Source organism: Streptococcus equinus ATCC 9812 (assembly GCF_000187265.1).
GTDB classification, from domain to species: domain Bacteria; phylum Bacillota; class Bacilli; order Lactobacillales; family Streptococcaceae; genus Streptococcus; species Streptococcus equinus.
Window position 1 is genome coordinate 75,830 of the sequence record NZ_GL698431.1, and the last position, 10,814, is coordinate 86,643.

General features: G+C 35.8%; 10 protein-coding genes. 2 read left to right on the top strand and 8 right to left on the bottom strand.

The features are described 5' to 3' along the window. Positions 1-100 precede the first annotated feature (100 nt). From HMPREF0819_RS07300 to HMPREF0819_RS07335, 8 genes are all read right to left on the bottom strand, one after another. Entirely contained in the window at positions 101-1,939 is a 1,839-nt protein-coding gene (locus HMPREF0819_RS07300; protein WP_044023451.1) for a hypothetical protein, read from the bottom strand. Continuing rightward, entirely contained in the window at positions 1,936-4,167 is a 2,232-nt protein-coding gene (locus HMPREF0819_RS07305) for a glycosyltransferase family 2 protein (protein ID WP_044023452.1), read from the bottom strand. The genes HMPREF0819_RS07300 and HMPREF0819_RS07305 overlap by 4 nt, the downstream gene beginning before the upstream one ends. After that, on the bottom strand, positions 4,154-5,221 hold the full coding sequence (locus HMPREF0819_RS07310; protein WP_003067464.1) for a bifunctional glycosyltransferase family 2/GtrA family protein: 1,068 nt from the start codon (positions 5,219-5,221) through the stop codon (positions 4,154-4,156). Before HMPREF0819_RS07310 ends, HMPREF0819_RS07305 begins: the two co-directional genes overlap by 14 nt. Before the next feature lie 5 nt (positions 5,222-5,226). After that, the gene (locus tag HMPREF0819_RS07315; protein WP_044023453.1) at positions 5,227-6,240 is read right to left on the bottom strand and encodes a sensor domain-containing diguanylate cyclase; all 1,014 of its coding nucleotides are present in this window, start codon (positions 6,238-6,240) and stop codon (positions 5,227-5,229) included. Between the two features lie 238 nt (positions 6,241-6,478). Continuing rightward, the gene (trmB, locus tag HMPREF0819_RS07320; protein WP_003067469.1) at positions 6,479-7,114 is read right to left on the bottom strand and encodes a tRNA (guanosine(46)-N7)-methyltransferase TrmB; all 636 of its coding nucleotides are present in this window, start codon (positions 7,112-7,114) and stop codon (positions 6,479-6,481) included. Further along, positions 7,114-7,911, bottom strand: coding sequence for a cell cycle regulator CcrZ (gene ccrZ, locus HMPREF0819_RS07325; RefSeq protein ID WP_003067471.1), 798 nt, complete (start codon positions 7,909-7,911; stop codon positions 7,114-7,116). The genes trmB and ccrZ overlap by 1 nt, the downstream gene beginning before the upstream one ends. A gap of 69 nt (positions 7,912-7,980) precedes the next feature. Further along, a complete protein-coding gene (locus HMPREF0819_RS07330) occupies positions 7,981-9,015 on the bottom strand; it encodes an ABC transporter permease (RefSeq protein ID WP_044023454.1) in 1,035 nt (344 codons plus the stop codon). A 2-nt stretch (positions 9,016-9,017) separates the two neighbouring features. Continuing rightward, positions 9,018-9,743, bottom strand: a complete 726-nt coding sequence (locus HMPREF0819_RS07335) for an ABC transporter ATP-binding protein (RefSeq protein ID WP_003067475.1) — start codon at positions 9,741-9,743, stop codon at positions 9,018-9,020. 63 nt (positions 9,744-9,806) lie between these two features. Here HMPREF0819_RS07335 and HMPREF0819_RS07340 point away from each other — a divergent pair, with 63 nt between their 5' ends. Further along, positions 9,807-10,226 (top strand): HIT family protein, encoded by a 420-nt coding sequence (locus HMPREF0819_RS07340; protein WP_003067477.1) that lies wholly within the window; start codon positions 9,807-9,809, stop codon positions 10,224-10,226. Then, positions 10,223-10,537 carry a hypothetical protein gene (locus HMPREF0819_RS07345; protein ID WP_003067479.1) on the top strand — a complete coding sequence of 105 codons (315 nt, stop codon included), beginning with the start codon at positions 10,223-10,225 and terminating at the stop codon, positions 10,535-10,537. The genes HMPREF0819_RS07340 and HMPREF0819_RS07345 overlap by 4 nt, the downstream gene beginning before the upstream one ends. Positions 10,538-10,814 lie beyond the last annotated feature (277 nt).

Genomic DNA, 10,814 nt, shown 5'->3' on the forward strand with positions numbered 1-10,814 from the left:
AGAGGCGAAGTAACAAACTCCGCCTCCTTCTACTTATTTTATATCATCATACCATATTTCTATAACTTTGACAAGTTAAAAGCTTATCCATCAATAAAACTCAGCCTTTTTCATTTAGAATATCTGAGGTCTTATAAAGACCTGGCAAATAAGTTCTGCCAAAAAGTTTCTTCGTTAAAGCATTGAATGTATAGTGGTCTTCTAGAATCAATACCTTATCATAAGCCTTCAAAAGCGCGATAAAATCTTTATCTGAAAATGTAAAATCATCTCTGGCATCGATATTTTCATTCCAAAGATAATAACGGCTAGCATACTGGATAAAGAAACTATCGACATTTCCTTTATCTGTCATAACAACCAAGATTCTGTCTTTAGAATCATCCATCTTATTTCCAACAAGTTGATGAAGTTCTTTTGAGACTTTATTAGTTTCTTGATTATTATTAAAGACAATGCCGTTATTTTCGGACAAAAACATACCAACTGCATAAATCGACAAAACTAAAGTCACATATTGATACAATCGTTTATTAAGCAAACTCTTATAAGATTTTGCATTTCGACGACTAAACGTTTGTTCATACAAACATTTATCCATTTCCCAAGCAAGAGCCATGACCATATAGCCAAAAGTAAAGATAACCATACTTGATGCATAGCGCTCAAATCCAGCTAATTGCAAAGCTTCTTCTGTCGGCATAGCTGTCAAATACATCAGTAAAATACTGATATAATAAGTCACAAACGACATATCGATGAAAAACCAAGTCCAAAAAATTTCTTTTTTGTGTTTCAATCGAATACCAATGATAACAAAAGCAACTAGCATTATCACATTGATGAGAATAAATCCTTGTGTCGCTAAACTGCTAACATTAAAAATTGATTTCACAAATAAATTGATGATTTTTTCTGGGACGCCTGAAATATGACCAGACAAGATTTTCTCTAAATCCGCCATTGATACCGCATGCTTAGCACTTGCTGCATCAGGAAAGTTAGCTGAAACGTGTTTTTGCCAAATAAAAAATGGCAAGAAACTTGCAGCTAAAGTAAGCAACATCATACCAAGTGCTTTCAAACGTGCTCTTTTTTGGACAAATAAGCGCATCATACAGACGATGTAAACAATTAAAGCAAGCAATACAAAAAACAAACCACTAACCTTAACAATACTTAGCATTCCAAGAACAACCATCATATGAATTGACAGCATCCAGAAACGATTGCGATAGGCAAAACATCCTGCTATCGCTGCTAGAGCCAAAGCTGGCAACAAAAAGTCAACCAGTAGATTGTTCAAACGAATGGCAATATTGAAAGTATTAAAAGCTGCAAATGATGCAAAAATCATGGCAATCATCAACATACGACGGTCATCACGAAGCGCTCCAAACATAGCATAAAGACATGATGCAATTAGGAAGAATTGCCCAACCAACATGCTGCCTTCTGAGAAACCAACAATTGTTGTGAAGAAATAAATGAACAAAGAGCTACCAACAGGATAAGTATAATAGCTGATAATCGTATCATATTGTGTTGGAAGTGTGTTATTAATGTGGAAAAATTTTACAATTGTCGCCCAATGCGTAAAATTATCATAATGCAGAATTGGAGATTTCCAAAGCGTCAATCCAAACAACAAAAGGTAAAACATCATTCCGATTGCAATGATATCTAACCTTCGAAATTTGACCCTTTTCTTCCAAACTGACCAAAGATAATAAAGACTAAGCAAACAACCAACAACTGATATGGCATAAACCGTCGGTAGCATCAAACCAATCAAACTACCAATGTGAAAGACTAACGTAATAGCTGAAAAAGTAAACACCCAAGTCAAGCGACGATTCATTTTCAAGGCATTTCGGAAAAATGCATTGTATCCCATAGTAATAGCAAAGAACAAAAGTAATCTAAGAATAGTAATCATACCTTTTCCCTCCATTCATTTGCTAAAGCTTTAAAAGCAGGTATTTTTTCTATCGATGGCAAATTGATTACCTGATAAATGGATTCGTCCATATCGGGGTCATGTGATACAAAAGCTAATTTGAAAAAGACGTCATGATAGATAAAATCGACAATTGGTTTTCTACGCGGATTTTCTAAACGTCCAGAAAAAGTCATGTAATAATAATTTGTCTTTCTAAGCTGACGAGTTTGTCCGCCGTAATCCACTTCTTCATTCAATCTAACCTTCGGCAAAGCAATCTTATCATAAGGGGATTCTGGACGTTCATTACTTTGAAATCGTTGATTAAAGTTTTCAAGCAAATCATCCCAAGTTGTCATCCAAGAATCTTTCTTTGTTGGCAAATTATGATTAATTCGGTCATAAATGTATTGATAGAATTGACGAATATCAGCTTTCTCAACACTTGTGAACTGAACACCGTAACGCCAACCTTTAGCCTCATCATTGACCACAACACGAACCACATGACCTTTTGTAAGAGCACGGTAATTTCGTGATTGCAAATGAAGTGTCAACTCTTTTTTGGGGGGCAAGTACAATGGCAAAGGTGAGCTAAATGAAATCCCCGTTTCTGAAATATCACAAACTCTGACATCGTAAGACTCTCCGTCGGCATCAATAACCATTGGTTCATCCACGATAAAACGTTCACTATTACGATAAGTCGGACGACCAATTGCACAGAAAATGGCAAACGTCAAATTGACAATGTGATACATTAACCAGAAACTAGTGATGCTACCATAAAACAGTTCTGAACCAAATTTTCCATAGTTAAATGTTATCAAGCCATACATCGCAAGTCCCCAGAGGATAACATAAGGAATAGCATAAAGATATAAGGTCCACGAAGAATCATTTCCTTTAGGAGTAACCTTAAATTTTTTTTCGCTAATTCCAAATGATTCCAGCATCAAAGGAATAACCAAGTAAGGTGCAAAAATAGTTTCAACAATTTCACCCCACACCTGTGTACGGTAATCTTTTGAGGCCTCTCGCATAGAAATCCGTGTCAAAGCGTAACTTGGTAACCAGAAGAAGAAAAGCAACCAAATATTTGAGACAACTACACGCACATGAAAAACAGTGAACAAAATCGGCGCCAAGATATACAACAACCGTCTAAAGAATGACCACCAATAGAGATAACTATTAAAGTATACAAGACGTTGTCCTTTTGTCAATTTTGGATTGAAGAAAACGTTCATGTTATAACTACTTTTAATAACACCACGTCCCCAACGGACACGTTGTTTGATAACACTTTTCAAATCTGTCGGTGTCAAACCACTTGCCATGGGATTTTTAGTTGAGTAATTCACATAACCAGCCGCATTCATTCGAACACCAAGTTCGAAATCCTCAGTAATGGTACCTACCGGAAAGCCTCCTACATCTTCAATCGCCTTGCGGAAAATCACGGTATTTGAACCAGTATAAATCGCTGCACCACGTGCATTATTAAAGACATTAATTTCTTTTGAAAAGAAATCTTGTTCATTAGGAAGTGTTTCTTCTGAGAACAGATTGTATTGGAAAATGTCAGCATTGTAAAAACTTTGCGGTGTTTGAATTAAACCAATTTTCGGTTTAGTGTACTCCTCACCTTTTTCGTATGCTTCAACCTGCTCGATAAAATACGGCACAGCTTCCATCAAGAATTCACGATAAGGAATCATGTCTGCATCAAAAGTCGCTACAAGCGGAGCTGATGTTTTACTAAGTGCATTATTGTAGTTCCCCGATTTTGCATCTTTATTATCAGACAGTCCAAAATAACCCACTCCAAGCTCATCTGCAATCTTTGCTACTTCTGGACGATTGGTATCATCACAAACGTAGATACGAACCTTTGACTTGTCAGGATATTCCATAAAAGTACAGGCATTGATGGTTTTATAGAGCAAATCTGGATCTTCATTGTGAGTCGCAATCAAAACATCCACATCAGGATAACGGTCATAAGAAATCTCAGGCTTTTCAAGTTGAAAATTCTTTTGCTTATTCAAAATGAGAACGTAGCCAGTAACCGCAGAAACCAGTTCACTTAACCACAACAATAGCCCAAAGACCAAAGCAAACCAAGAATCATGCCAAGGAATTGTAGCCACCAAACGCCAACTGAGGTAAAAAACTGTCGTAATGAAGGCTGCAATGTATAATAAATTTTTAACTTTCTTCATTTTCACCTCCATTAAACACTAAGTGCTTTTGAACAAAGTAGCTAACGAAGAAAAGCATACCATCCACTACAATTTTGACAATTGAGATTGGAACAGCTGTCAAAGCATTTCCGACGATGGTTACCAAAAAACTTGATACCATGATTTGCACTACAACTAAGGTAAAGTACTTAACAGCAGAGCTTGCTTTTCCTTTTTTGAAAACAACTTTATGGTTCAAGAAATAATTCACTACTGATGAAATCGCGCGTGCTAAAACGGATGCCAGAGTAACTGCACTAAAACTAAGTCCATTTAACAATGAAATTAGAATTGTAAAAGCAATGATATCAACTAAGAATGAGAACAGTGATGAGAAAATATACTTGAAGAAAACTTTATAAATGCGAAGCGAGTCACGCACCACATCAAAGTGTGATGATTGATTTTCATCGAGATAAATCGTCGCGATACCAACTTCACGAATTGGGATAGCATCTTCTTTTGCTTTTAAGAGCATATTCATTTCAAATTCATAACGTTCGCCTTCGACATCAAGCATTTCTTTTAACCAACTTGCTGGTAAAACACGAAGACCAGTTTGTGTATCAGACACTTTCATACCAGTAAAAGCGTCCAAGACATCACGAGTCAGTACATTACCAAAACGACTGCGAAGTGGAACAGAATTTTCAAACTTTCTCACACCAAGAACTAAGCTATCAGGATAACGCAAAAATTCATCCAAACATTTTAATGTGTCTTCATAAGTGTGCTGACCATCAGAATCAATCGTTACAATTCCTTTAGCTTGCGGAAGTTTTTCAAGGATATAAGAGATTGCTGTCTTCAAAGCACGACCTTTACCTTTGTTTTCAGGATGAGTTAATAAATGACAAGCATATTTTTCCTCAGCTTCTTCAAATAAAGCTTTATAATCAGGACCACTACCATCATCAATAAGGACAATCTCAAACGGCTTATTTTCTCGTGCTCGAATATCTCGTAACAATTCCAGCATGCGTTGGTCTGGTTCAAAGGCAGGAATTACAATAACAACCTCTTGATACATCATAAGCGTTATCCTTTCTGATTTTTATCGCGATACATTCTCTCATCAGCGCACGCACAAAAATCAACAAATGATTTATGTGCCTCGTAAGAATCTGTATAAGAACCAAGTGAAACTGTGACAGGCATATCTTCAGTCATCATTTCTATCTTGACAAGATTCATTAAAAACTCAGCCTGCTTCTCTGAAACTTCGGGAAGTAAAACAGCAAACTCATCACCACCTAGACGTGCAACTACAGCTTTCTCGGGCATTACCTTAGTTAAAATATCTCCAAATTTCACCAAAATTTGATCTCCTGCAGCATGGCCGTAAGTATCATTAGCCTCCTTAAATTTATTCAAATCCGACATGATAATGGTGATAGGGTCTACTTTATTGCGAGCACACTCATTAAAAGCCAATTCAATGAAACGCCGATTGTAAACACCCGTTAGCATATCTTGATAAATCAATCGCTCATATTCATTTTCTCGAAGTTTTTGCTCAGTGATATCAATCGTAAAACAAACTACTCCAATTAATTTCTTTCGTTTATTATAAAAAGGAGCAAACATTTTTTCCCAATAATAGGTTTTACCATCCAGTTTAACTTCATCAGTGAAGCTAAACGTTTCGCCTTTCTTAGCTCGTTCAATATTATTCTTTAAGCGAATCGCTTGATCATTAGTCAAATTTGCATAAACACTCCCACCAATTACAGGTGTAAACTCATAAAATTTTTCAACTAATTCTATATCAGATTTATTGAAAGCCATATAACAATCATCTAAGTCAACAGCATACAACGCAAAATGTTCTAAGCTTTCTAGAATGAAATGAGTGACAAGATCTCTCCTTCGACTTAAATAGTGCTCCAGAATTACAACTACTAACAATCCTGTTAAAACTGATAAAATTAGCCAATCGCCACCCTCGTCAACAATGTCTTTATAAAGCAGGATAACTGAAATTATAACCAGCAAATATGAAATCAATCTATGATGTTTTCTTAAAAAAATTCTGACTTTTAACAATGGCACGTGCCTCAATTATTCTAGGTAATCATAATTAATTACCAACCTATAACTTTTCTAAATCTTTTCGAAAAAACATCCCTGATGTTTTCAAATGAAAAAAATCAAAGGACATTTCTTTTTGTATCAAATTGTGTAAGGAGAGGAAGAGACCCGAACCCTCAAAACATTACAACGTTCATCCACTATGTAACCTCTCCAACAGAAATACTATTCACTTCTTTTGATAGTATTCAGAAAATTACTAAAATTGTGCTTCCACACGGTAAATGACTTGACCTTTTTTAGAGAATTTTTCCTCATATTCTGTCATAACATTTCCTTCAAAATCACTAGCATGCAAATCCAACCAAACTTGTTTTAAAATCATGCCATATTGTGAGAAGCTTGCTAAGCTATATTCAAATAAGCCTCGATTATCAGTTTTGAAGTGGATTTCACCGTGTTCAGGTAAAATCTGACGGTAAGTATCCAAGAATGTCTTATAAGTCAAACGGCGTTTTTCATGACGTTTCTTAGGCCATGGATCTGAGAAATTCAAATACATCAAATCAATTTCGCCGTCTTCAAAATAATTAGTCAAATCTGAACCATCAACTAGTAGCAAACGAACATTTGGTGCTTGGCTATCTAGAACTTTATCCAAAGCGTAACTTAATACTGATACTTGAATATCAATTCCGATATAGTTAATATCAGGATTTTGCAAGGCCATTCCTGTAATGAATGCTCCTTTTCCTGAACCAACTTCAATGTGGATTGGGTTATCATTACCAAAAACTTCGCGCCAATGACCTTTTGCTTCTTCTGGATTTAAGATAACATAGTGTGGGTTATTTTCTAAGTGCTCCTCAGCACCCTTACGTTTTCTAACTCGCATTATTTATTTTTACTAACTAACTCCCTAAATTTTCGTAAGCCGTAAATTTCTTGGTTTACGTGCTCCATATCTCGTTTGTCAAAACATTTCAAAATCTGTGAAAGATATGAAAACTGTCCGTACCATTTCACTTTACTGCGTACTTTTTCATTATCTTTATAGCCATAATAATTCAACCACTCACCCCAACGTGTGTAAGGAATGTAGTGACTCAAAAGAAAGGCTACATCATACATTCTATCTGTCAAACGAACTGAATCCCAGTCAACTAGATAAATCATACCACTTGTTGTGATTACCCAGTTACTGTGTTTAATATCACCATGCACAATTGTCGCAACTTCTGAGTGGAACTCTGGTAAGCTGCGTTTTAATTCTTTTACAATACTTTGCAAATAAGTATTTTCACGAATTTGTAACGGTGCATTTTTTTCCCAGTCAACCAACAAATCATATGGATTCTCAATCTTATAGTTCAACTGCAATAATTGATTAACCAATGGACGTGACTTGTGTAAACGCAAAAGAATATGGACAATTTGTTTACTACCCATATCCTCCTTAGTCAAAATTCTTCCATCAAGCCATTCCTGTGCACTCATTGTATCGCCGTTACCAGTTCGACGTACCCACAACAATTGGGGTGCAATCTGTTCTTTTGCAAGAGCTGGTAAAATTGGTGTTGTGTTAAACTTGATAAAGATTTTTTCACCATTTGGATATTGACCAATAAAAGCTTTGCCACTTTTACCTCGAAGAGGTGTCATTGTCAATTCCTGATCTGATACTGTTGTCACCTATCTGCCCTCCTTTTCTATTCTATTACTATACATTTCTTCACCTTTATTTTACTTGTTTTACACCAGCTAGTCAATCATCTTCGCGATTTTGTAAGGAAGATACCATTCTGTAACAATTACAGTCACTAAAATGATAAGACCTGCTGCTTTCAATGAGAAGCATAAAACAAGCTCAATTAAACTAATCAAATAAGATAAACATCTCAAAAATACCTTTAGATTAGCCTTTTTCTGTGTTTCTGATATTGGGTATAAACGTGTTAAATATTGATAATCAAAATGTTGGGCTAAACTCAATAGCTGAAAGAGTAAAAGGTAGTTAAAAACAAGTGCAAGACCTGCTGCTACTAAATGATTTGGAATAAATAGCAAAGCTAAAATACTTAGTAGTGATAAACGCAAAGTTAGCGCTAAATAATCCGAGCTGCGAAGAAAAGCACGAAGGTACAAGTTTGACCATGTTTTAGCATGTGTCTTCTTAACTAAAAGTAGCAATTTATCAAGATAGGCACGACGTTTTACGCTAGCTGAAATACCTTTAACAGTTGTAAAGAGAGCAAAGAACTTCAGGATTCCTTGACGACGTTTCGATTCATAATTAATAGCTTTTTCCCATGAAAAATATCCATCTTTAAAAAAGACTTTTTCCTTTTCTGTCATCACAAACCATTTCAGAATAGCTAAAACAATCACCAATACAATAAAAATAGCTGGCGACATTCCCAATTTGAAGAAAATCGGTGCTAATAAAATCAGCACAACTGTCTGAATCACCGTCCAAATACCAAATGAACGAATGCGTGCTTGATGAATCAGGCTTACAACTTCTTCTTCCTTAGGAAGATAAAACAACTTATCCGGTGCCTCAATATAAGTCGCAATTTTTCCAAGGCTAAGCATAGCAAGCGCCACAAAAGCTAAAATAATTTCTAGCCAAATGACATTTTTGGGAAAATGCTGCAATAATTTTCCATACTGAAACATCGAAAATCCAAGCAAGAAAAACAGCACTAAAACAAAATGGTCATTTAAGACATATCGTAAATACTTCAGACATTGCCCTAAAAAGAGGCGACGTCGTTTTTGAAAAACTTCTTTCATTCTCATCCCTCTTTAGTCAAAGCTATGTAGATATCATTTAAACTAGCGTCTTCCTGACCGAAAGTTTCTCGCAATTCAGCTAAATTTCCTACAGCTCTTACTTGACCATGATGCAAAATCACAAAACGGTCACACATTTTTTCAGCAGCATCTAACACGTGTGTCGACATCAAAATCGCCTTACCTTTAGCCTTTTCTTGCGCCAGCAAATCTGTTAAATCAGAAATAGCCAACGGATCCAACCCCAAAAAGGGTTCATCGACGATAAATAAACTTGGATTAACCATGAAAGCACAAACAATCATGACCTTTTGCTTCATCCCTTTTGAAAAATTAATCGGGAACCAATCAAGTTTATCAGACAGACGGAAAAGATTTAGCAACTCTTTTGCACGCGCCATAGCAGCCTCAAACTCAAGACCATAAGCCATAGCAACAGTTTCCAAATGCTCACGCAAAGTCAATTCTTCATATAAACTTGGCGTTTCAGGAATAAAACCGATTTTTTTACGATAATCAGCTTGATTATTATCCAAAGTCAAACCATCTAGCGTAATTTGACCTTGATAAGGCGTCAAAAGTCCAATAATTTCATTTATGGTTGTTGATTTTCCAGCACCATTTAGACCAATTAATCCAACAAGTTCACCATCATTTACTTCAAAAGAAATATTTTTTAAAACTGGGATATTAACATATCCACCTGTAAGATTTTCAATTTTTAACATAAACTACCCACATTTTTTTGATATAATAATTATAACAAAATCAAAGGAATATAGGTGATTCAAATGGAAAATTGCATCTTTTGTAAAATTATCACTGGTGAAATCCCTTCATCAAAAGTCTATGAAGACGATAAAGTCTTAGCCTTTCTAGATATCTCACAAACAACTAAAGGTCACACTTTAGTCATTCCGAAAGAACACGTTCGCAACGTTCTTGCCATGTCAGAAGAAACATCACAAGAATTATTTGCTCGCTTACCAAAAATTGCGCGTGCCGTCCAAAAAGCAACTGGAGCTGTTGGTATGAACATCGTAAACAACAACGAAGAAATCGCTGGGCAAACTGTTTTCCACGCTCACGTTCATCTTATTCCACGTTATGGTTCTGATGATGAGTTCTCACTTAACTTCACAGAACACGAACCAGATTTTGAAGCACTTGGAAAATTAGCTAAACAAATCGCTGTAGAGGTAGAAAAATGAAATTAGCACATCTTGTCGCATTTGGTGTGGCAAGCTGCGCTGGTTTTGCAGCCTATCAAGCCTACCAAAAGCGCGAAGAATATACTCAAGAAATCACTGATGTCAATGACATCAGTAACAGAATTGTTGATGACATTTCTAAAATTAGTCGCTCTATCGAAAATATCAATCAACAATTACCAAAGCTTGAAAGTATCAGTAAAGATTTGGATTACAAACGACGACTTTTTGAACAAGAAACAAACAGTCGCCTTGAAGAGATTGGGCAAATTCTTGGAAAATATCAAGAAGCCACTAACGAAAAAGTCTAGGAAAAATTGGCTCTATAATTTCTATAGTGGGTAACTCCACTGTGGAGATTATAGAGCTTTTGAGTGTACACAAAAAGTCCCATATGACTTATAATGAAAAGCGACCAAACAACTCATTAGAAAGGCTCATATGGAACTACTTAAGAATACCACAGATTTAATCGGATTGAAAGACAAAAATATTTCTATTCTCTGCGCTCGGCAGCATCCATCTCATATCGAAATCAAAGCTAAGTTGGATTAGACTGCCCCTTTATGCCCCCATTGTCAAGGGACC

What these genes read in the sequence shown, in the direction of transcription:
- HMPREF0819_RS07300 (WP_044023451.1), bottom strand. Translation starts at nt 1,939, where the DNA reads ATGATTACTATTCTTAGATTACTTTTGTTCTTTGCTATTACTATGGGA.
- HMPREF0819_RS07305 (WP_044023452.1), bottom strand. Translation starts at nt 4,167, where the DNA reads ATGAAGAAAGTTAAAAATTTATTATACATTGCAGCCTTCATTACGACA.
- HMPREF0819_RS07310 (WP_003067464.1), bottom strand. Translation starts at nt 5,221, where the DNA reads ATGATGTATCAAGAGGTTGTTATTGTAATTCCTGCCTTTGAACCAGAC.
- trmB (WP_003067469.1), bottom strand. Translation starts at nt 7,114, where the DNA reads ATGCGAGTTAGAAAACGTAAGGGTGCTGAGGAGCACTTAGAAAATAAC.
- HMPREF0819_RS07330 (WP_044023454.1), bottom strand. Translation starts at nt 9,015, where the DNA reads ATGAAAGAAGTTTTTCAAAAACGACGTCGCCTCTTTTTAGGGCAATGT.
- HMPREF0819_RS07335 (WP_003067475.1), bottom strand. Translation starts at nt 9,743, where the DNA reads ATGTTAAAAATTGAAAATCTTACAGGTGGATATGTTAATATCCCAGTT.
- HMPREF0819_RS07340 (WP_003067477.1), top strand. Translation starts at nt 9,807, where the DNA reads ATGGAAAATTGCATCTTTTGTAAAATTATCACTGGTGAAATCCCTTCA.
- HMPREF0819_RS07345 (WP_003067479.1), top strand. Translation starts at nt 10,223, where the DNA reads ATGAAATTAGCACATCTTGTCGCATTTGGTGTGGCAAGCTGCGCTGGT.